Annotated in this window: 13 protein-coding genes; 5 read left to right on the plus strand and 8 right to left on the minus strand. The window is 50.7% G+C overall.

The window, feature by feature from the left end:
* Positions 1–331 precede the first annotated feature (331 nt).
* Positions 332–4,267 (minus strand): two-component regulator propeller domain-containing protein, encoded by a 3,936-nt coding sequence (locus BWI93_RS13480; protein WP_094812133.1) that lies wholly within the window; start codon positions 4,265–4,267, stop codon positions 332–334.
* Positions 4,268–4,522: 255 nt separating this feature from the next.
* On the opposite strand from BWI93_RS13480, the gene BWI93_RS13485 reads away from it, so the two are divergent.
* The 3 genes from BWI93_RS13485 (at position 4,523) to BWI93_RS13500 (ending at position 10,624) form a co-directional block, all read left to right on the plus strand.
* The gene (locus BWI93_RS13485; protein ID WP_094812135.1) at positions 4,523–7,513 is read left to right on the plus strand and encodes a SusC/RagA family TonB-linked outer membrane protein; all 2,991 of its coding nucleotides are present in this window, start codon (positions 4,523–4,525) and stop codon (positions 7,511–7,513) included.
* A 12-nt stretch (positions 7,514–7,525) separates the two neighbouring features.
* Positions 7,526–9,217, plus strand: a complete 1,692-nt coding sequence (locus BWI93_RS13490) for a RagB/SusD family nutrient uptake outer membrane protein (RefSeq protein ID WP_094812137.1) — start codon at positions 7,526–7,528, stop codon at positions 9,215–9,217.
* A 324-nt stretch (positions 9,218–9,541) separates the two neighbouring features.
* A complete protein-coding gene (locus BWI93_RS13500; RefSeq protein WP_176454215.1) occupies positions 9,542–10,624 on the plus strand; it encodes a PD40 domain-containing protein in 1,083 nt (360 codons plus the stop codon).
* Between the two features lie 111 nt (positions 10,625–10,735).
* Here BWI93_RS13500 and BWI93_RS13505 read toward each other — a convergent pair whose 3' ends face one another.
* The 7 genes from BWI93_RS13505 to BWI93_RS13540 all read right to left on the minus strand — a co-directional run bounded on the left by BWI93_RS13505 (position 10,736) and on the right by BWI93_RS13540 (position 19,745).
* Positions 10,736–12,223, minus strand: coding sequence for a carboxypeptidase regulatory-like domain-containing protein (locus tag BWI93_RS13505; RefSeq protein ID WP_255157857.1), 1,488 nt, complete (start codon positions 12,221–12,223; stop codon positions 10,736–10,738).
* Positions 12,224–12,256: 33 nt separating this feature from the next.
* A complete protein-coding gene (locus tag BWI93_RS13510) occupies positions 12,257–13,663 on the minus strand; it encodes a CsgG/HfaB family protein (protein WP_094812145.1) in 1,407 nt (468 codons plus the stop codon).
* 60 nt (positions 13,664–13,723) lie between these two features.
* Complete coding sequence (locus BWI93_RS13515; RefSeq protein ID WP_094812147.1) at positions 13,724–14,149, minus strand: curli production assembly/transport component CsgF; 426 nt, start codon at positions 14,147–14,149, stop codon at positions 13,724–13,726.
* A 54-nt stretch (positions 14,150–14,203) separates the two neighbouring features.
* Positions 14,204–14,719, minus strand: a complete 516-nt coding sequence (locus BWI93_RS13520) for a hypothetical protein (RefSeq protein ID WP_094812149.1) — start codon at positions 14,717–14,719, stop codon at positions 14,204–14,206.
* Between the two features lie 105 nt (positions 14,720–14,824).
* Entirely contained in the window at positions 14,825–15,358 is a 534-nt protein-coding gene (locus BWI93_RS13525) for a hypothetical protein (RefSeq protein ID WP_094812151.1), read from the minus strand.
* 172 nt (positions 15,359–15,530) lie between these two features.
* Positions 15,531–16,904: a curlin repeat-containing protein gene (locus BWI93_RS13530; RefSeq protein WP_094812152.1), complete on the minus strand. Its 1,374-nt coding sequence runs from the start codon at positions 16,902–16,904 to the stop codon at positions 15,531–15,533.
* A gap of 1,302 nt (positions 16,905–18,206) precedes the next feature.
* Positions 18,207–19,745: a YgcG family protein gene (locus tag BWI93_RS13540; RefSeq protein WP_176454216.1), complete on the minus strand. Its 1,539-nt coding sequence runs from the start codon at positions 19,743–19,745 to the stop codon at positions 18,207–18,209.
* A 277-nt stretch (positions 19,746–20,022) separates the two neighbouring features.
* Between BWI93_RS13540 and BWI93_RS13545 the strand changes: the two genes are divergently transcribed.
* Both BWI93_RS13545 and BWI93_RS13550 read left to right on the plus strand, forming a co-directional pair.
* A complete protein-coding gene (locus BWI93_RS13545; protein ID WP_094812158.1) occupies positions 20,023–20,439 on the plus strand; it encodes a hypothetical protein in 417 nt (138 codons plus the stop codon).
* Positions 20,440–20,493: 54 nt separating this feature from the next.
* Positions 20,494–22,416, plus strand: coding sequence for a DUF4153 domain-containing protein (locus BWI93_RS13550; protein WP_094812160.1), 1,923 nt, complete (start codon positions 20,494–20,496; stop codon positions 22,414–22,416).
* The last annotated feature ends 4 nt before the right edge of the window (positions 22,417–22,420 follow it).

Here is a 22,420-nt window from a genome sequence, read left to right on the forward strand (position 1 = left end):
CGGCTTGAGCCCCAGAATGCGATTCCCGGAATGTAATTCCAGCATGGGATGCCCCGCATGGAATGCGATAGGACGGAGATCGGGTTTATGCCGTCCATGAAGGTATTTTATTTTTCTAGCAACCCTCAACTATGGTCAAGGCATGAAAATATCTCCCGCATGTGGACCGCGGAACGACCTACGATAGTTGCAATGCGGCGGCCCTGAGCAAGCTATCGTTAGTCGTGGAGTGGACCACGTGCTACTATTCAGCCAGTTATGAAGACGAAACCCGGTATAGGTTAATAAAACATCTCAGTTGAATCAAACAGCAAAATCCAAATCCAACACCTTAACCTTTCCCATGCATATACTGACTAGGCGTGATGCCAAACTGCTTTTGGAAATCACGGGAAAAGTTCGTCGGCAAACTGTACCCGACCAGAGCGGCGGCTTCATTGACTTTGTAGTGCCCCGTGGCCAGTAACTCGGCGGCTTTTTTCAGGCGGGAAAGGTTAATCAATTCATTCGGACTTAGATCCGATAAACCCTTGATTTTGCGGTAAAGCGTGGGCCGACTCATGTTCATAAGCCTGGAAAGCTGATCCACGTTCAGTTCCATGTCGATAATGTGATCGTAGATCACCTGATTCAGTTGTTCCAGAAAAGCTTTATCCGCCGGTGTATACGCCATCCCCTTGAAGGGCGTCAGCGGCGAACGGGCGAAGTACTCTTTCACCCGGTTCCGGTTAGCCAGTAAACTTTCAATTTGGGCTTGCAGGTGAATGACCGAAAACGGTTTTTCCAGGTACGCATCCGCTCCGACTTCCAGCCCTTCCACTTTCGACTGTAGCGAGTTCTTCGCCGTGAGCAGTACTACGGGTACGTGACTGTAAGCCAAATCTGATTTGATAGTCCGGCACAACTCAATGCCGTCCATAACGGGCATCATGATGTCGCTGATGACCAATTGCACATTCTCCTGCTGCAAAACTTCCAGAGCCTGCTGACCGTGGTAAGCGATGAGGACGTTATAGCGGTCACTAAATTCCTGATGAATGTAGGCACTGATTTCCCGCTGATCCTCGACGAGTAAGAGCGTCGGTTTAGAAGGGTCCAGATCCTGTGGAGCTAGTACGTCTTCTGCCGGAGGTTCATTGGTTGAAAAGGATGGAAAGTCCAGCTCATTTTCCTGGTGAATGGGTAAGCTTACCCGAAAGCAGTTCACCTCCAGTCGGTCGGTTTCCAGCGTCAGCGTCCCCTTGTGTAGCTCCGCCAGCGTTCGCGACAGGGGCAGTCCAATGCCCGTACCGGGTTGCTGGTCGGTTTCCTTGATGCGGTAAAAGGGCTCGAAAATTTTATCCTTTAACTCCTGTGGAATGCGGTAGCCATCGTTACTGACCTCAATTCGGAACAAATCATCTTCACTACTAAACGGTAGCAATTTCACCAGAATCGAGGAATCGGCGTACTTAATGGCATTACTGAGCAGATTACTCAGGATTTTCCGTAGGGCTTCTTCATCGACAAAGCCGTGTAGCGTAATGCGGGGTAATTCCAGCTTGAAGCTGAGCTTCCGCTCATCCGCGGCGGGTTTAAACCAGAGCCAGAGTTCGTTCAGCAAAGCATTAATGTCGGTATTGGCAAAATGAAGACGAATACTCTGGGATTCGGCTTTCCGAAAATCCAGTAACTGATTCGTTAACTCGATCAGACGATTGGTATGTTTTTTCATCATGTGCAGGCTTTCACGTAAAAGGGGGTCCTGAATCGGCTGGAACAGCAGTTTATCCAGGGGTAATTTAATGAGCGTTAACGGGGTACGAATTTCGTGAGCCACGTTGGTAAAAAACTCAATTTTGCTCGTATAAATGGCCCGTTCCGTTTCTATCTCAAGCGATTTTATCTGCCTTTTGTTCTTTTCCCTAACGGCTAAATGATAGTACCGGAAAATGATGAGAATAATGAGCAGAACCAGACTGGCATACAGCACATAGGCCCAGGGCGTCGCCCAATAAGGAGGCAGAATCTGAATGCGAAGTACGGTTTCTTTAGGATTCCAGATGCCGTCATTATTCGAACCCTGTACCCGAAAACGGTATGAACCCGCCGGAAGGTTGGTGTAATAAATCTTTCGGTTATTACTTAAATGAACCCAGTTCGGGTCCATTCCTTCCAACATATACCGGTACTGATTGATCGGTGCGTTGGTATAACTCAAAGCCGCTACGTCCAGACTCAGAGTGGATTGTCGGTAGGACAGCACCAGGGAAGGAGTATGGGTAATGGACTGCCGAAGTATCGAATCTTTCGCCCCAATCCGTACTTCCTGATTGTTTACCTGTAACCCGGTGATGTACACGGGCGGAACGTACTGATTCGGGTGGACCGAAGAAGCCGGATCCCAGTGGACAAGTCCTTTGACCGTGCCGAAATAAAGGCTACCATCGGTGTCTTTAAAGGATGAATTGTAATTAAACTGCTCGGTAGGTAAGCCGTGGGCGGTAAAGTAGTGCTGCCACTGGTTTCGCTGGGGATCAAACCGGGCCAGACCCCGTCCGGTGGAAATCCATATATTTCCGAAGCGGTCTTCCTCCACCCGAAATATCTGGTTATCCGGCAAACCGTTTTCTACGGTATAGTGCGTAAAACGGTGTTGGGCCGGATCGTAACGCGTTAAGCCGCCTTCGGTACAAATCCAGAGCTGGTGGTGGCGATCTTCGTAGAGGTGATTGACGTAATTGGTACGAAGACCCGAACGGGTGGTAAAATGCCCCCGTTTGCCGGTTCGTTCATTCGCGTAATAAACGCCATGACCGTAACTTCCTACCCAAAGCGTACCGTCACTGGCTTCGTGAATGGTTTGGGTCTGGATAGTAAAAAAGGGCTCGGCGACAAAGTCATCCTCCCGGGGCCGATAGCGGAAGAGGCCATTCCAGGTACCCACCAGAATATCTCCGTTCCGGCGTTTGTACAGCGTTACGATAAAGTCGCTGCTGAAGTGGCCGGTCTGGGGGGAAGACCGGTACCGACGGATCACTTTTTCGGTTTTCAAATCCATCAGGTCCAGGCCGTGTTCGAGCGTACCAATCCAAAGTCGGTCTCCATCGACCAGCAATCCATGAACATTCTGATAACTGATTCCGTGCTGACCCGAACCGGGACGAAAGGATTTGATATGCCCCGTAGCCAGATTTAACTTGTTCAAACCTGCGTCCTCAGTACCAATCCACAGGTTGCCTTGGCCGTCCTTCTGAATGCTGTGTACGACGTTGCCACTCAGGCTGTTTTGTCCCGGCAAGGGCATGTATTTGGTAAAATGCGTCAGGTGATCGGAATAGTAATTAACGCCTCCAAAGGCCGTACCAATCCAGATCCCCTGTTCCCGATCCTGGTACAAACAGGCGATGGCATTATTCGTAATGGAATAGGGGTTTCCGTACTGGGCCTGAATGTGCGTCAGTTGTTGCGTGCGACTATTGTAAACGTAGATGCCCGATTCCGTACCAATCCAGAATTCGTACGGCGATTTTCGGAGTATGGAATTGACCCGCATTTCGAGGCCGTTGCTGCCCGTTAAAGGAACCGTCCGTCGCTGCTGGATGTGGTGGAGCAACACCTGATTACCCTGCCGCAGCAATAGCGTCGTATCGCCGATGGAATACATCGTTTCAATGCGGGCGTACACCTGGCTTGGATGGAGAATATCCCGAAAACGATCCGAACAGGCGTCGTATTTTTTCAGATGACCGTTCTCCGTCGTCACCCAAACCGTGCCCTGGTCGGAGACGTGTAAAAAGATCGCCTGATCATGAGTAAAGGGGTAGACTTTAACCCGGTTATTCTGATAACAATAAAGCCTGAAACCCGCAATAATCCACATGCGGTGTTGAGCGTCCGTTTGCAGAAAACGGATTTCATTGGCAGGGATGCCCTTAAAACGCTGGAACGTTTCCAGGCGGGGATTGTACCAGTAGACGCCCCTGGATGTACCCACCCACAAGCGTTGCTGCTGATCTTCACACAGGCTGTAAACGGTATTACTTCCCAGACTCAGCGAATCTTTCACCGAGTGATGAAAGACTTTGACTGTATGGCCATCAAAGCGATTCAGACCGTTGCGGCTGCCAAACCACATAAAGCCCCGCCGATCCTGCAAAATACAGGTGATGGTATTGCTGGAAAAACCGTCGGCAACCTGATACGATTTAAAGTTGGAATAGTGGGGTTGAGCCCCGGAACCGATTCCCCACAGAAGCAATAGAACTGAAAAAAGATAACGCCTCATACACGCGATACAACTAGTCTTTAAAACTACAACGCCGGCGTGAGACGGTAGATATTATGAGACAATTTGAATCAAAATTGATACGCAGGGATTCTCAGTACTTTCTTTCTAAATCTTACTTTGCAGGATACTATTTATTGTGTGAATGATGCAAAATAGCCCTTGCTTTCTTTTGTTTTCTTTCTGATTTAGGTCCTGGTGTACTGGCACTTTTCGTAGCCCCAACTGCCCCTTAATCCTAACACTTTTACTTGCATGCTTTCGTATTTACATGTTTCTGGCCCACGCCGCCGATGGAGCGGCCTGTGGCTATTGTTGCCCGCACTTTTATTCAGCTATTCGTTGGTGGCCCTCCCCAGGCCAGCGGCGGTGACGGTTACGGGGAAAGTCATTAGCAACACCGGTGGCCCGCTGCCCGGCGTGTCCATCCTTGAAAAAGGAACCAATAACGGTACGCTGACGGATGCCGATGGGAATTACAAAATTAACGTTCAGGGTGCGAATTCCGTATTAACGTTTACGTACATAGGTCACGTAAAACAGGAAATTACGGTAGGCAACCAGCCCGTGATTAATGTTACGCTGGAGGAATCCAGCAGTGCGTTACAGGAAGTAGTGGTAGTAGGCTACGGTACCCTCGATAAAAAAGAGGTAACCAGTGCCATTACGCACGTTTCGGGAAAAGACCTGTTAACGGTGGGCGTTACGAACCCTATTTCTGCTTTGCAGGGTAAAGTCTCTGGTCTAACCATTACGAATACGGGAGGTGGTGATCCAAACTCCATGCCTAGTATTCAGCTGCGAGGCGTATCCTCGCGGGATGCAGGTCTGGGACCGCTGGTAGTCGTGAACGGTGTACCCGGTGGAGTACTCGAAAACATCAACCAGAACGATATTGAATCGATTGACGTCCTGAAAGGTGGAGCGGCTTCGGCTATTTACGGTACCCGTGGTAGCAACGGCGTAATCATCATTACGACGAAAAAAGGCTCTCAGGGTTCTCGGGTGGATTACAATGGCTACGGAGCATTTGATTTCGCTGCAATGCCTTTGAAAACACTTTCGGCCAATGAGTTTCTGGCTCAGAACCGGGGTACGGACTTCGGTGCCCAGACGGATTGGCTGAAATCCATTACGCGTGCTTCCGCTTTTTCCCACAAACATAGCCTGTCCTTTTCCGGCGGCGATGCCCGCAATAACTACCGGGCTACGGCGGATTACCGGGATGCTCAGGGTCTGGATTTACGCTCGGGTCGTGAAGAGTACGGGGCTCGTTTGATGCTCAATCACACCTCGGCCAACAATCTGTATACGCTGAGCCTGAACGTAGCTCCGCGTTACTTCAAAAGCAATAATGCCGATTACGATTCATTCGATCAGGCTCTGACGCTCAATCCAACCCTCCCTATTTTTGATCCCCAGAATCCGACGCGTTATAACCGTATTCAGTCGGGCTTTTCGTCACCGTTCAACCCCGTGGAACGGCTACGTACTGAACAAAGCGGTACCGAAGGAAAGATTCTCGATTACAACGCCAGTTTGCTCGTAAACATCCTGCCGACGCTGACCACTCAGTTGACGTTTGGCCAGTTTACCCGGGATTACTTTGACTTTTTCTTCCGGCCCTCGACTTCTACCTACGCGGCTCAGTACCAGGGTAGCATGAACTCGGCCAGCCGGGCGTATAACAAGTACGACCAGCGAAGTCTGGAGTGGGTAGGTAACTACTCATGGACGAAAGGAGCCCATGACGTGAAGGTACTCGGAGGGTACTCCTACCAGTACTTCCAAAGCTCAGGTCTGTCGGGCGAAAACCGCCAGATGCCTTCCGACGCCTTGACGTATAACAACATCGGCACGGGTCTGTATCAGCAGGTGGAAGGCCGCAATGGCATGGGAACCTACAAAAACGATTCCCGCCTGATTGCTTTTTTCGGTCGGATCAACTACGCCTTGCAGGACAAATACCTGTTCTCGGCCAGCTTACGCCGTGAAGGTTCTTCTAAGTTTGGTTACAACCACAAGTGGGGGAATTTCCCCGCGGCTTCGGTGGGCTGGCGTTTAAGCCAGGAGACCTTTATGAAGACCCTGAGCTGGATTGACGATCTGAAACTCCGGGCCGATTACGGGGTGACCGGAAACCAGGATTTCGGTAACTACCTGTCATTGGATACCTACAGTGGCTACGGTTACTATCCCCTCAACGGATCGCAGTATCAGGTGTGGGGACCCAGTCAGAATACCAACTACGACTTACGCTGGGAAACGGCGGAAAACCTGAACTTCGGTATTGACTTTTCGATCTTCAAGGAACGGTTTTCGGGAAGTATCAACTACTACACCCGCAAGAACAAGGATCTGCTGGGCTTTTACTCGGTACCACTACCTCCCAACATTCAGGGTTCTACCTACGCTAACGTAGGAACGATGCAAAACTCGGGGATCGAATTACAACTGAATGCTCAGGTCGTTTCAACGTCTGCCTTTACGTATACTATGGCCTTTGCGGGAGCTACCAACAGCAACAAGTTCGTATCCTTCTCGAATGCGGCGTATCAGGGCCAAAACTACATTGACGTCGTAGGTCTGCCCAGCCCCGGTTCGCCTGGAACGGCTCAACGCTTACAGGAAGGTCAGCGGATCGGTACGTTCTACATGCTGCACGCAGCGGGTGTGGGTGATGATGGCAAACTGCTCGTGTACAACCAGAAAGGAGACATCATTCCCGCCGATAAAGCCAACAACGACGATAAACGCGTGGTAGGAAACGGCTTACCAAAAGCGACCCTGAGTTTAAACAACACGTTTACGTACAAAAAGTGGGATGCTTCGGTATTCTTCCGGGCCGTGGTGGGTTACAAACTGTTCAATACGCAGGCGTTCTATACCGGTACGCCGGGTACACAATCCAACGCGAACGTGTTGACTTCAGCCTACGGCGGAGGTAAATACGCTAAACTAACCAACCAAGCTACGACCGTAATCTTATCGGATTACTTCCTGGAAGATGGCTCCTTCCTGAAGCTGGATAACGTGACGCTGGGTTATACGCCAAAAGTAAATCTGAAATCCATCCGCTCGATTCGTCTGTACGCGGCGGCCCGGAACTTGTTGACTTTTACGTCCTTTACGGGCGGCGATCCCGATCGGTACCCTATCAACGGCTTGTATCCGGGTATCAACAGCTCGCGTTCCTATTATCCCACGACCACCCAGATTCTGGCCGGAATCCAACTGGGTCTGTAACCTTTACTTCACATGAAAAAGATACTTTCCTATATTTTATTCACGAGTGTGCTCAGCAGTTGTACGAACCTGGACGAGACGCTGTACGATCGGATTACCTCCGAAAACTTCCTGCAAACCAAGGAAGATGTGTACCGTACGTTTCTGCGGACGTTCGAACACGGATACTGGACGGTGCAAGGTGATCAGTTTATTATGCAGGAATTGCCCGCGGATCAGTTCATGACGCCCAACCGCGAAGGTGACTGGTACGACGGTGGACAATTTATCCGGGCTCACCAGCATACCTGGACGTCGCAGGATGGATACACCAGCGGTGCCTGGAATAACCTCTACACGGGCGTTGCTTTAGCCACGAACTCATTACAGGATATTGAAGCCATTGATCCGGCCAAATTTAATTTGACGGCGGCGGAGCAGAAGCAGTTTATTGCCGAACTCCGCACCATGCGGGCCTGGTATTACATCCGTCTGTTTGATTTCTACCGCAATATTGAAATCATCACCCGGGTCAAAGGCGAAACGCAGGGTACGACCCAATCGACACCGCAGGAAACGTTCCGATTTATTGAAACGGAACTCAAGGAAGCACTGCCCGATCTGGCCATGAAGGGCGATGCCGGTACGGAACTGTTTCAGGGTCGCTGGACGAAGGCGGGAGCGATGACGCTGCTGGCCCGTCTGTACCTGAACGCCAAGGTATACATCAACGAAGATCATTTTGCTGATTGTGCTACGATCTGCCGGGACATTGTGGAAGGGAAATACGGAAACTACACGATTGAAAACCGCTGGGATGCTCCGTTTGACTGGAACAATGATCAATCACCGGAAACCATTTTTGCCTTTCCGGGTACGTTTGGTCGCTCGCATTGGCAGTACGAAGGCGGGATGTACTGGTGGATGATGCCTTACAATGCTCCCCAGAACTACCTGGGCTTCACCGACTGGGGTGGCAGTAACCCCCGTTTTGCCCTGCAGCCCGGCCGCAATGTCGATAACGTCGAGTATCCGTTTACGCTGGGTAAGCCATTCGTGAAGTTCCAGAAGTACAGCGATGACGTTCGATTGAAGAAATACCGCAACCTGGGCAACAACAGTCGGGAAGGGATGTTCCTCTACGGTTATCTGACTTACAATAACAACCGCGATACCCTGGCGAGTACCCGTGGCTATAAATTGTACATTCGGGATCAGGTGGGCTGGTTTAAAAATACGCCTCCCAATCAGGTACCGGCGGATAAAGAGTCAAACATGAACCACGCCGACCAGAACTCCGGCGTATACATGCTCAAGTACCCGTTCTACCGGACGGAAGACGAACACAAAATCGAAGCTGATTACGCCGAAATTCGTTTAGCTGAAGTCTATTATACATTAGCGGAATGCGAATTCCGGGCCGGAAATAAAGCGAAAGCAGCCGAGTTGCTGAATCGCGTTCGGAAGCGGAACTACCCGGCGGGCTCGCCGAGTTTGTATCCGGCGGATGGCAGTACGCTAACCGAACAGGAATTACTCGATGAGTGGGGTCGCGAGTTTTTGGGTGAAGGCCGCCGTCGTACGGACCTGATCCGCTTTAATCAGTTCAATACCGGAACCTGGTGGGACAAACAACCCGATGCCGATTCGCACACGAGTATTTTCCCGATTGGCTTTAACGTATTGAACGTATCGCCGCAGCTGAGACAGAATCCCGGCTATTAATTTTAGAAGAACCTTAGTTCCTGCATAACCTCTGAAACTAGTCAGGCAGTTGGCAAGCCCCGTGCTTGCGAACTGCCTTTTTTATGGGAGAACGCTGGAAGAATTGGATTTGCCCCAGTTCGGGTCAAAGGGTTTTTACGGGAAAGCAACGGGTACTTTTGAAAATAAAACGGAAAGATCTTCCAACGTATGGAATCAGGATAGGGTCTTCGTCTTCGAAACCTTCTGCCGGGAATCGTAGCACTGTCGCTTCCCCTGATAAGCGTAACAGAACCGTTTCCTCAGTACGCCTGAACGGCTAAACCCTAAATGAAACCTTTCCCTATGACTCGTTGGTATCGTTCCTCAACCCTATCCCTGTTGCTGCTTGTCGGAGCATTTTCTTCCTGTATATCCGATGAAACCGACACCACCCGGCAAGCCGGAACGTTTTTAAATACTCCGCTTAATTTAACTGAATTCAATTCCGAATACGACGACTACAATTCGGCGTTACCTCCCAACAAATACGGATTTGGGCCCCTGATTTTCTCCTCCAGGCGGGACTTGAAAGATCGGTATAATCTAGTTTTCAAACCCTTTGAGCTGGTGTATGACGAAAATACGCAGCAATTGTCCGCCACTACGAACGTTCGTTCAGGATTGGATGTGTTCACTAACATGCGGCCGCTGGAAAACCACGTGCGTGCCATCAACGGCCCTTACAATGTGCTCGGCCCCCTGTCTTTGTCCTTCCAGATGCCCCAGCTAAATGACCCGGCTACGGGTTCCGGGGATGGAAAGTACCTCACGTTATTTGCCGACGATCGGGAGGGAAATCTGAATATTCGCTTCGTACATAATGCGGGCGGAAACAAGGAAAACGTAGAAGGACCCTTTGAGGTAACGTTTTTAAATAGCTCCGCGGATGATGCTTATCCTACGTTCTACACGGGCACAACCACGGCACTGGATTGGTACAGGGGCCAATTTCGTGAAGTATATTTTACCTCGAACCGGTCGGGTAACTTTGATATTTACCGGGTGAAACTGCCTGCCACGAAATCCCTGCTGGAAGTGTTGAAATCGGAGGAGCAGCTGCCCGTTGAAAAAGTGGAAGAACTCTCTTCGACTGCCGATGACAAATGCCCGGCTATTCTGGGAAATGTTATGGTTTTTACCAGCAATCGGGCCGGTGGCGAAGGAGGATATGATTTATACATCTCCCGTAATGTTAACGGAACGTGGTCAACGCCCGAAAATCTGGGCGAACGAATCAATACGGCTTCGGATGAGTACCGCCCTATACTTCCCTGGGAGTTACAGGCACAATTCAATTACAACCTGATGATTTTCTCCTCGAATCGCCCGGGTGGAAAAGGTGGATTTGACCTGTACATGGTTGGACTGGAAGAGCCCAGGTTCTAGTCCAGCTGCTGGGGTACGTATGAATTGGCCCAACAGGACCTTTTTTCTACGAAAACGCGTACGGAAACTAAAATTCCGTACGCGTTTTCGCTTACTGAACCTCAAGGAAATTTACCGCCAGTAAGGCATTTCTGCCTGACTCAAAATCAGCTTTCGATTGGCTCCGTTAACATCGGAGGTATAAACGGACCGAACACCCTGTCCGGTATTGTCCGTATTCGTGAAGATCAGACTGGCTCCGTTGGGCGAAAAGCGGGGGTCGAGGTCATTCGTTCCGGCAACTTTACTGGTCTGCAGATTGACCACCGAAAGTTCGGTGAGGGTATTGCGGTTGAGATCAAAACTATGGAGTCGGCTGTCGAGCTGACGGCCTTCCTCATTCTGAAAATCCGCAACATCTGCGGTAAACAGAACCTGCTGACCCGTAATGGAAAGTACCGGATTGCCCACGCGGGCCGTACGGCGTGCGTAGAACATTCGGGGTGCACTACCATCCGCGTTCATGACCTGTAGTTCGTTGTCATAGAAGCTGGTGCCCGTACTGCGGGCCACGATGCGGCTACTCACCCAGTCGCAACCCGCCCAGACGCGTCCGCTTCCCGCCTGAGCCACCGCACGCAGTCCCGTTCCGTCCGTGCGTACGGCATACAGGCGATCGTTGCTGGGGTAGAGCAGTTGCGTGCCGTCGGGCGACCAGCAGAAGGACAGATCCGTGGGTAGTAAACCCGCAATCGGAACGGTAGTCACCTGTTGCCGCTGACTGCCATCCAGATTCATCACAAAGAGGTGTAAGTCGGTAGCACTATTGGAGATGAACGCGACTTTCTGTCGGTTGGGACTCACGATGGGCCGCCAGTTGCTGCCCTGGCGGGTAAGCTGGGTTTCAGTACCGCTGGCCGTTGCTCCAAAAATCTGAAACTGGCCATTCATCCGCCGGGCAAAAAGGTAACTGAACTCCGGATACGTTCCGGTTTGAAACGACCACACGGGCCCATTGACGCTATTCGTACCATCAGTAATCACTACCTGCCACAGATAGGTGGTGTTATAATCTAGGCCATTCAGCACCAGGGTATCCACTTTCAGGTTGGCAAAGGTAGCCGTTGGGGTAACAGAGCCGGATCGAAATAGCTGCACCTGATACGTCAGGGAATCGCGATTGGGGTCCGTAGCTTTCCAGCGAAGAATAAGTGAGTTGGGCTGTCCGGTACTGTTTTGGGCGGGAGCAACCAGCGTTGGTGTACTGGGCGGACGGTTCAGGGCTTGATCATTCCTTAGCAGAAGCGTAATCAGGGGCGAAGTGCGGACGGAAGTTTCTACCGTGGCTACTTCCGTTCCGTAACCCGTTTTGGAAGCCTGAATGGTGTAGGTTCCGGTAATTACACTATCAAACCGAAACAGTCCCGATGAATCCGTAGCAACAATCCGGTTACCGGGGGTAAGTCGCACCGTCGCATTACCAAGGGGTTGCTGGGTTGGGCTGTACAACACCCGGCCCCGAATCGTGGTGAGCTGGACGGGTTCAATATAAAGGTCTTCGTTACAACTTAGCAGCGTGCCGAGACAAGCGAGCAGGAGGTAAAAAAAAGTAGATTTCAAGGACATGAGGCAGGGTCAGGAAAGGGTGTTGAACTACTTGCGAAGAGGTGTGACGGTGGTTCGGGCCGACATCCTCCGGCCGATGTTCAGCGTTACGCCCAGGGTGGCCCGCAGGTAATAATCATTGCGGGTGCCGGCCGTAATGCCGTCCAGATCGTCGCTGAAAGGTTGATGATAAGCAATCGTGGTACGAAAACCCAGCACACCGTTCGGCGTGTATTGAATGCCCACGCCACCCTGAGCCTGAACCGCCCGATTGCCCTGCCAGTCCAGCGGTGATCGGCCCGTTCGGGTAACCAGGCCTGCTCCCGCAAAGAGGAGCGAAGACCAGCGTTGATAAGGGGTAAGTCGGAACAGCAAATTGCCCTCCAGTGTAGTAATTCGATTCGAAAAGGCACCCTCACTGGCCAGTACGCCACTGGAACCACTGGCCTGAATGCCTACATTCGGTGTAAAATATACGTCAGCCGAAACGCCGTACGTACCCCGGATGGTATGCCGGGCGTAATCACCGGAGTACCGCATCAGTCCGGAGTACGGCTGAATGGTCAGCCTGGGAGCCCCCACCTCGGGTCGCATCCCGTATACGTCGGTTTCGGTCATCCGGCTTTTTTCCGTGTCGTAAGCTTCCAGTACTTTTTGCATGGCCACCGCCGAGCTGTCGCTGGGTACCCACAGGCCATCCCGAACGCCTTCGATGATGAGGCCTTCTACGGCTTTTTCAATGGCTTCGGTTACGGCCATCTGACCCGGCTCGGTCGTGGTGAGTCCGGTTTCAGCTTCCAGCAGTCGTTTGAAGGTGACGTAGCGAAACAGACTGGCGTTGACCGTCTGGGATAAGATGGTTTTTGAGGTATAAATCGTCTTGAGAATTTTTCCCGTTTTCGTAGCTACGGCCCGCAGATAAACCGTTACCCGATCCTGCCGATACTGCGTGGACCCCCCGGCACTGAAGTACTGAAGTCCGCCGCCACCCGTAATGATGTTAGCATCGTAGGAAACCACGCCTCCTTCCAGAATAATCCCTGCAAAAAGCAAAGGAGGCAGGTTCTCGCCGTCTTTAAACTGGGCTACGCTGGAGCGTACAATCTTGCGTTCGTTGAGGAGGTTACTGACGTTTTCGCGTTCAATGGGGATAAACCAGCCGCTTTCTTCCATGGCCTTCAGCAGAATATTGGTGGTACCCTGCGTCACAGCGGTGGAGAAGCCCGTACCGGTTTCGGATTGTTTATACTGCCCCGTCAGGTCCCGGAATTTGTAGACGGCAGCCACGATTTTTTCCCGGGCTTCGGGCAACTGACGGAGACTGGTAGTCGTTGGCGTTTCTTCGCCCAGCCGAGCCCGCCGGGGGGCCGTAGGCTGGTAAAAAAAGGACGTGCAACTGCTCATCACACCTAGCATGACAAGCACCAGCAGGCGGTGTAGGTAAGAGGAACGCATGGGTGAAAATTCAGATGGGGGAAAAGGGCAGACCCGGGGTCATTAGAGCCGTGGGTTGAATCAGAAATAGGGTACGGTGATGGATGTTTCGCCACCTTTCCCATCCACAATGCGAACGACCACACCCTGCGTACCATTGGCAATTTCAACCCGGAAGTCACCAAACGTATAGGTGCCGGGCTTCAGCGTGGATTCCCCAAACTGCTGACCGATGAGGTTATTGGTAATTCGGTTCAATAGCTGATTCTGCAGGCTTTGGGCGTAACTGTCGAGGGTGTTGGTACGGGTGTCAGTAGACGTGTTGGTCCGCTTGGCAGCTGGGTCGACGGTGCGATCCTGGGCCGTAGCTGAACTAAGCATCCAGGCATAATTGAACGTATTTCCGCCAAAATTGGGATTGTTGGGTCGGTACACGAAAGATTGACTAGAGGCTTTCCCGGCGATTCCCCCTATAAACAGAAGAAAAAGTAAACGTTTGTACAGCATAGTTTTTGGTGTCGATGGGTAATGGAGGAGGATTGGTTCGATGCCGGCAGAAAGCTAGAAAAGGCCGGACCCTTGCTGGTCTTCATTGCCCAGCTGATTTTGTACATCCTGGTAATTGATGACATACTGATTAATGACTTCCGCCGCATTAAACGCGTAGAGTTCCAGAATGTCCGCCCGGATCTGTACGTAATTCTGCCAGATGACCTGGTCATTCAGCGAAACGACAAGAATGGTAGTGCCAATACCAAAGGCCGGAAGCTCATCGATAGTGACCACAAAAGCCGTCAGATCGAGTTCCAGGTTGGGTACGATGCTACGGGAGGAATCACTCGGGAAGGGGATTCCCACCAATTTGGGTAACTCTGCGTAGTGCTGAAAAAAGGTTTCGTAAAAGTCCCGGCCAATTTTAGAGCGGGTATTATCCAGAATCAGGGTTTGAGTACCTTCTTCAGTCACCACGGCTTCGTCCATGGTGCCTTCATCCAGAAAACCTTCCAGGTCCGGGTCCTGAGCCAGACCCGTATAACCCATCAGCAGGAAAATGAGTACAGTGATGACGTTTCGCATGAGGCGACAGAAAACCATTCAGTGAAATAAATAAGCAACCGATTGCACAGGTACCACGAAGGACCGCTGCCAACAACCATCAACTACCAACCTATGACCTTTTCATTAACGACCCATCGTTGGGCCATGCTGGATACGTGCCGAAGCTCCACCCGTTTGCTCGATTTTCAGATGAGCCACTCCCGAATTCGGGGCGAGAGTAGGGCCATCCACTACCAGGGTATTGTTTCCACTTTTCTGAATCAGGTCAAGGCGGGCGTTGTTCGTTTGTAGCCCCGCCAGGCTCATAACGTCTCCGCCGTCCTGACTGATTCGTAGTTGATTGTTCGTGCCAGCAAGCCCAACGGTAAGTCGATTTCGTTCACCGGTTTGAGTAAGTAAGCATTGATTGGTTTGGCCCGTTACGTGCAGTTCAGCCAGTTGAGCCAGGCCCGTCTGACTCAACGTTACTCCATTCTGCAGCCCGGTCAGCATCACCGTAGTCTGGTGATCGGTGCCTGCCTGCCGGATATTGACTTCATTGTGCACTGAAGTACCGGCGTTCATCCGCCAATAAACGTCCGGTGATCCGGCAGGGGGTACCTGAGCCCATACGCTGGTAGCTGAACCAAGCAGCAGAATGAGGAGTCGTGACAACATACAGGGAAAATGTACCGTCGCTTCTTTCGTGATCAGTCAGGGTCACAAGAAGGTGGAAGGTGGTGAAAAATAGAATGGTTTGTTAATCAGCTACGGAACGCCGGAAACTGAAACATGCCCTAGCAGAAGGAGGCCCCCATCCGAAAGAAGGGACGAGGGCCAGCCTTGGTGGTTAGCGACCCGTCTGGCTGATCGTCGCCATGTTGCCATTGCCAATCTGGCTCACACTCGCGGTATTGGGAACGTAGTTGGAACTGCCGGAATCCTGCACAACCGATAGGGTATTGTTGTTACCCTGCTGGAGAGCAAAATCACCGTTCATCCCTTTGATCACGTTGCTGTCTCCAACCAGCTGCGACATCGTTGATTTGTTATCAGAACCAAACTGTTGCAGGCGGGCAGTGTTTTTGCTGTACTCCTGTCGGATCGTAGCCGTGTTGTTATCTGAGCGTGCTATGTCTGTTTTACCCTGTTGGATTTCAGCTGTGTTCAATCCGCCTAGGGTGGTACTCAGATCTTGTGCAATCGTTGCCTTGTTGCCCGCCGCATTCACCTGACTGATTTTGGCACTGTTATTGATACCGTCCTGGGTAGCAGTAGCCTGGTTGTAGTGCGAGTTCTGCTGTTGCCAGATTTCAGTTACGTTGCCAAATCCGCCAGCCTCTCTTTTCTGAGTTACAGTAGCCTGGTTGTGCGTACTGTTATACTGCTGATAAACGTTGGCAAAATCCCCGAAACCACCCTGCGTAATCGTTGCTTTGTTATCGGTAGAATTATCCGATTGATAAACGTTTGCCGTTTCTGCACGACCGTTAACACCCACTTGAGAGATCGTAGTCTCATTGCGATACGATACGTCGTTTTGCTTAACGTAGGCTAGGTTTTCGTGCGTTTTTTGCGAAACCATAGTTTTATTGTTAAAGCTGGTTCCCTGTTGCGAAACCACGGCGTAATTGGCAGTGACGAGGCTTCCTGAAGAGCCCTGCTCAATTTTCGCCTGGTTGCTGCCAGAGTTTTGTGACTGATCGATGGAGGTCTGACGACTACTGTTACCGTACTGAAGAATTTCTCCTTGGTTTGACGAAGAATTCGTACTTTGAATAATATACGTGTTGGTATTATTACTACCCTGCTGGGTAATGGCGGCCGTATTACCACCCGCTGCTGCAATAGCTGCCGCTGAAGTACCACTCGTGACTTGCAAAGACCCACCACCACTGTTGTTATTCTGCTGAATCCAGGATTTGTTACCCGATCCCGCCGACTGCGATACGCTGGCCCGGTTGGAGTTGGAGCTTTGGTCTTGATGAATAGTGGCTTCATTATTCATGGATACTGCACCCGTTTGACTGGTCCGGGCGTAGTTGCCCGTATTGGAACCACCTCCTTTGTCCTGGCTGACGGTTGACTTCAGGTTATGGCCACTCTGGGTCTGACTGGCCGTTTGAAGGTTACCGACCTGATTGGTGGAAGTGGTGTTTGATTGAGCAAAGCCTGCGGCAGCAAAGGCCAGCAAAGCAAATCCGGTAAGAGAGATTTTTTTCATGAAATAAAAGTTTAAAAGGTAGAAAAAGGTAAGGGCTTATGCGCCTAGGGGCGTTTGTGGTCCTTTGGCGTTTTGGGTTTTCGGGCTCGGTCGGGAGAATTTCAATCCGTGAGGTAGAATCCGGTGACTGCTGGATGTGGGCTGAAGCCTGCCCCTCCTGCGAGATTTCTACCAGATTGGGGCCATTTCCTCCCTGAATAATGTGGGTTTTAGTACCCCTGGGGGTTTTAACTTTCAGACGATTCCCGGCTTTGTTAGAACCGCCAACGCCTCCACTTTGCTGGTTGATACTGACCTGATTGCCTACTCCGGTCTGGGTTACGGACGCGGTGTTACCGCCGTCCCCGCTTTGGCTGATGCTGACACGGTTTTGTCCCAGACAGGACATAGTAGTCAGCATGGCGAAGCTGGATAGAATCACCACTCTCATAGAAAACGATGGATTAAGTTGATTTATAGTTGATAAATCATTGCGGGAAAAGCTTAGAAATGATACGACTTACGAAACGAATCAAATAGCAGTCAAATCCTTGGGGCAATAAGCGAGTAGTCAGCCATGCCGATGGATGAAAGCAGATGATCTACTGATTAATTGATTGGGAAGTGCAAAAGAATGAGGGAGTACCAGTCTAGACGCGTCAGTATAGGCCTTTCCGGAAGGGCATGCATGACGGACTCAGGGCTGATCCTGACAGGACGGATTTTTCGTGCGATGGCGTAGCTTTTCTGAGAACCAGGTGTAGGTTCAGAGATGAGCTTACATTCACACTAAAAGAGAAATGCAAAGTACTCGAGAAGATCTCATGCGGGTTAATTCATGAAAATCAGATAATAGCCATTGATAATGAATTGATTTCATTGCGTTGAAGCTAGCGGGGTGATGATCATGGCGGCGATCTGATGACATAAAAGTATTATAAATAGTACATTGCCGCCAAAAAATTGTAGTGAACGACGATAGTTTGTTTGTGAACGACTTAAGATTGATAGGAGACTGCTGAAAATCACTTATTTATTTACATTTTGTAACTCTCAGCCTACCGGGGCCACTAACCAGCGGTCAAGAATGATTCAGCGAAATTCAGGCCATATTAACTGGCAGGAGATCGTGATCGTACACCATAGGCTTGTCTAAATCTGACCGATTTCGAATACACGTGGAGTGGCTGCTGACCTGGCAAAAGTCTCGCCTAACTCTAACTCGTAAACGCTTATGGAATGTACCGGCAGACCTCTTTGATTGGTAGGTTCTGGCTCAGTTCGATACCTGTGCCAGAACCAGGTACCTGAAACGGACTAATCCTACCAGCTTCCCCCTGCACCGCCGCCCCCGGTTGTGCCCCCTCCCCAGCTTCCGGAAGAAGACGAGGAGGAAGAAGAACCACTTCTTCCCGACAGTGTTGACGAACCGGAACGCTGCTCCGCCAGTGGGGCCTTCACGACCGACTTAATGAAAACCTCGTGTTTGCAATGGCGGCAGATTCGCACCTGTTTGCCCGTACCCGCCTGATGCTGTGTGGCCCGTGTGACCGTAAGCGTAACGGGTTCGCTCAGGGTTCGGAAACCACAGGCTGGGCATACCGGATGCTGCTCAAACGTATCCGCCGGATGCGGAATAACCCTGGTTTCACCCTGAGTACTTACCCAAACGTCGTACGTCAGACTGTTTAATTGTTCTTCCATCCGTTGTCCAGTCGAAAGATACTGGTCACGGTCGGTGGCTTCATCCCGGTTAAGTCGCTGCATGGGCTGCCCCAGACTGTCGAGTAGCGGCGTGAACCGGCTGCTGCTACGCTGCGACCGGATTTTTTCCAGCACCGGATACAGGAGCGTAGGCGGCGATAAGATAACCTGCCACCAGGTGGCCCGGAACAGCTTCTGCACGGCACTAAAAAAGGTTTGATCGTCCCGATACTGGCTTCTCAGGTGAGCCAGCGTATGGAGCTGCCTGAAAAACAGTACGAATCCAATCGTAACGTAGGTGAAGTAGGGCAGTAGCTCAGAAAAATGCTGGAACAGTTGAGAAAACGATCCGGAAAAAAAGAGAATGACGAGTACTAGACCCACCACGATCACCAAACCTAGTGCAAGCAACCCCAGCATTTCGGAATACCGATTCGGAATGATTTTTACCGAAGCTCCTTTCGTAAATCCTGAAAGTTGCCAGAAGGCCAGCAGACTAAGCCCCACCAGCACGAAGAAGGTAATAAACCCTGACCAATCGGTACTTTGCTGAGGTTTGTACTGCCGAAGCAAGGAGGAAAGTTCTCGTTCATGATCCGGTCGTTGCAGGTAATCGGAGAGGGTTCGCACCGTTGCCAGGATACCCGCACCGTAAGCCTGTTGACGAAAGGCCGGTACCAGTAATTCCTCGCCAATGGTTTTCAGGGTGGCGTCGGGCAGGATACCTTCCAGCCCATAACCCGTAATGAAACGGTATTGCCGTCGCTGCGTGGCAACCAGGAGCAGCAGTCCGTTATTGGCTTTTGCTTTGCCAATACCCCAGTGCCGAAACAGTTCGGTGGCAAAGCTGAAGTCGTCCTCATTTTCATTGAAATCAGGAATAATCACGACGGCAGTTTCGACGCCCGTACGACGTTCAAGTCGTTCCAGTACGTGCGTAATTGAGTCAAATTCTGTCTGGGAAAGTAAGCCAGTGGGGTCGCTGAGGTAGCCCTGGCCCATCGCTTTGGGGTTCGGGATTTCTTCTACCGTCGAAAAGGTTTGGGCCTGTGTCCGAACCATCCCCAGGCATAAGAGCAGTCCTAAAGCGACGAGTAAAGTCCGGTTAACCGCTGGTATTGAAAAAATTCTGGCGTATAGAAACGTAGGGTGGTTCATGCGTACAAGGCGGGTAGTTCGAGGCAATGCTTCCTGCTTTAACCTTCGAAAAAACATAAGGTTTGTTTAAAACCTACGCAAAAGCACTTAATTCGCCTTGAAACCGGGATGAAATTTGACGATGAGTCAGCAAGATAGGGGCGAGATAAGCGACAAAAACTTCTCCGGCGTTCACGGGTTGTAGTTTCAATCGATTCGTCCTGTATAGCTCAAAAATCATGAAGCCAATCTTGGAAGGATCAACATATCTATCCATTTAAACTGTCTGCGAGTACCCATGAAAGTTATTTTCTTTTTGCTCTCTTTTCTTTTTTTGGTGAGTCCCGTTTTTGCTCAACAACTCCGAACCGGCTCCCACGATCTGCGAATTCAATGGATCGAATTCAATAATGCCAAACCAGGAACGGTTGAGGTAACGTCCTTAGGCAAAGGAAAATACAAAATCGAAGGGGAACAGCGGGACCCCCACCGAAACGAATACGTAACCATCAAAGGTACCTTTGAAGTAGCCGAACGAAAACTGTTGTTTGACGGCAAAATCGTTTCCCGAATCGAATACATCAACGAAGGAAAACCCTGCGAACGGGTAGGGCCTCAGGTGTTTCGGGCTACGGGGACCCGCAGGTACTGGCGGTTGTTCGAGAAACTCAACTGCGACGGTATTACGACCGACTACATTGATATTTTCTTTTAGTAAAACGTACGTTAATCAGCCCATTGCCCTTCGACCTCGACTCCCCCCAAAGCCATGGCTCTCAAGCTCCCTTCTGCTGCTATTCTATTTCAAAATACGATCGATACCCTGCGGCGTTATCCGCTGGAATGTGCCTTTGCCCTGATCGGAACGATTGCGGCAGCCATTCTTTCCTCTCCCGAACCTACGGGGCCGTTGACCCGTGACGAGTATACCCGTCTGGTGATGATGGCCGCGTTGGGTCTGCCGCTTTGCCTGTCGGCCTCGTTGTTTGGGCAGCGTAAAAACGGGTCGAAACAAGGGCGGTGGGTAGTACAGGGTCTGGCGGCGGCCATTGCTGTGGTCTTTTTCTGGGTACTTCAGCCAGAAGCCTATCCGCAGGATTTTGTACACTTTGGGCTGCTTTTCGTAGCTACGCACCTGCTGGTTTCGTTTGCGGGCTTTACCGGTAGCGGGGATACGCTGTTTTTCTGGCAATTCAACAAAACGCTGTTAATTCGATTGCTGACGGCTATTCTGTATAGTCTGGTGCTGGTGATTGGATTAACGACTGCCTACACGGCCGTCAATTCCCTGTTCGGCCTGGATATGGCCTGGCATCATCTGTACAAAATATGGGCGGTGATCTTTGGTTTGTTTAATACGTTATTCTTTCTGAGCGGAATTCCGGAGCAGCTTTGGGAAGAAGAAAATCCCGAGTCGTATCCAAGGGCCCTTCAGTTTTTCAGTCAGTACATTCTGGTGCCGCTGGCCCTGGTGTATCTGGTCATCTTACTGGCTTATGAGTTGAAAATACTGATCGAATGGCAACTGCCCAAAGGATTGGTTTCAGGACTCATTCTCGGCTATGCGGGCCTTGGACTATTGGCCCTATTGCTGGTGTACCCTATCCGTAAGCAGGAAGGACGCGGCTGGATTCAGGCGTACAGCCAGTATTTTTACGTAGGTCTGATTCCCCTGCTGGTTCTGCTGGTACTCGCCGTTACCAAACGCGTCAGTACGTACGGAATTACGCAGCCCCGTTATTTTCTGATCGTACTGGCGGCCTGGCTGTTCTTCCTGACCATCTATTTTCTGGGGTATAAAAAAGCCACGATTAAAACCATCCCCATTTCGCTCGCTCTGACGATCCTGTTCATAACCTATGGTCCCCAAAGTGCGACATCGGTTAGTTTTCGGTCCCAGAAAAACATTCTCGTGAACCTGTTTACGCAGGCGAAGGCCGTAGAAGCAGGAAAACTGATTCCGGTTGATGCCACCCGTCTGAAACCCCGCACGGCGGTACGGATGGCAAGTGCCCTCAGTTACCTGCTGAACAATTACGAGTTTACGGCCCTGCAGCCGATTTTGCAGGTGGACTTATTCCGGAAAGAAGATTCGCTTCGCCAAACGTATAAAACGAGTGGAGATTATATTCCTGCCGAGCAGGAAATCAAATGGGCGGGGACTGCCTGGGTACAGAATTATCTGGGCCTGAGTGGCTACGAATATCGTTCGTATGAGGCGGAAGAAGAAAATACCCTCGAACTGAGCACAAACTACTTCATCCGCACGAATAGCAACCTCTCCAGTATAAAAGGCTATGACTATATGTTGGATAGGTCAATGTTCCTGGATACCACCCTATCGGATACACTGGCTGGTTCTGTAATCACCTACAGCGATAGCCTTGACAATAGCTTAACTTTTAAAATTGGGAAAACCCGTTTTGCTTTTCCGGCGAACGAACTGGCCCTGCGAATTGTACAGCAGGAAAAGCAGTTGAGAAAGTATGAAAATCAGGCGAGTTCACAGGCTCTGAACCGAAACTATACGCTACCGAAGGCAATGCTGCAATTGACGCAGGAGAAAGAAGGCTTCCGGGTGATGGCACAGCTTCAGGAATTAAGTTTCGACTACTCGAGGAAGCAGGGGCCTAGAATCCTCTCCTTTCGCGTATTGTATTTCATCAAGCAAACGAATACGGCTGGTCAATGAAAAA

Source organism: Siphonobacter sp. BAB-5385 (assembly GCF_002261125.1).
Lineage (GTDB): Bacteria > Bacteroidota > Bacteroidia > Cytophagales > Spirosomataceae > Siphonobacter.

Bases quoted from the DNA above. Each gene is read 5' to 3' on its own strand.
- BWI93_RS13520 (WP_094812149.1), bottom strand. From the start codon at position 14,719: ATGCGAAACGTCATCACTGTACTCATTTTCCTGCTGATGGGTTATACG.
- BWI93_RS13485 (WP_094812135.1), top strand. From the start codon at position 4,523: ATGCTTTCGTATTTACATGTTTCTGGCCCACGCCGCCGATGGAGCGGC.
- BWI93_RS13500 (WP_176454215.1), top strand. From the start codon at position 9,542: ATGACTCGTTGGTATCGTTCCTCAACCCTATCCCTGTTGCTGCTTGTC.
- BWI93_RS13540 (WP_176454216.1), bottom strand. From the start codon at position 19,745: ATGAACCACCCTACGTTTCTATACGCCAGAATTTTTTCAATACCAGCG.
- BWI93_RS13490 (WP_094812137.1), top strand. From the start codon at position 7,526: ATGAAAAAGATACTTTCCTATATTTTATTCACGAGTGTGCTCAGCAGT.
- BWI93_RS13530 (WP_094812152.1), bottom strand. From the start codon at position 16,904: ATGAAAAAAATCTCTCTTACCGGATTTGCTTTGCTGGCCTTTGCTGCC.
- BWI93_RS13525 (WP_094812151.1), bottom strand. From the start codon at position 15,358: ATGTTGTCACGACTCCTCATTCTGCTGCTTGGTTCAGCTACCAGCGTA.
- BWI93_RS13515 (WP_094812147.1), bottom strand. From the start codon at position 14,149: ATGCTGTACAAACGTTTACTTTTTCTTCTGTTTATAGGGGGAATCGCC.
- BWI93_RS13545 (WP_094812158.1), top strand. From the start codon at position 20,023: ATGAAAGTTATTTTCTTTTTGCTCTCTTTTCTTTTTTTGGTGAGTCCC.
- BWI93_RS13480 (WP_094812133.1), bottom strand. From the start codon at position 4,267: ATGAGGCGTTATCTTTTTTCAGTTCTATTGCTTCTGTGGGGAATCGGT.
- BWI93_RS13550 (WP_094812160.1), top strand. From the start codon at position 20,494: ATGGCTCTCAAGCTCCCTTCTGCTGCTATTCTATTTCAAAATACGATC.
- BWI93_RS13510 (WP_094812145.1), bottom strand. From the start codon at position 13,663: ATGCGTTCCTCTTACCTACACCGCCTGCTGGTGCTTGTCATGCTAGGT.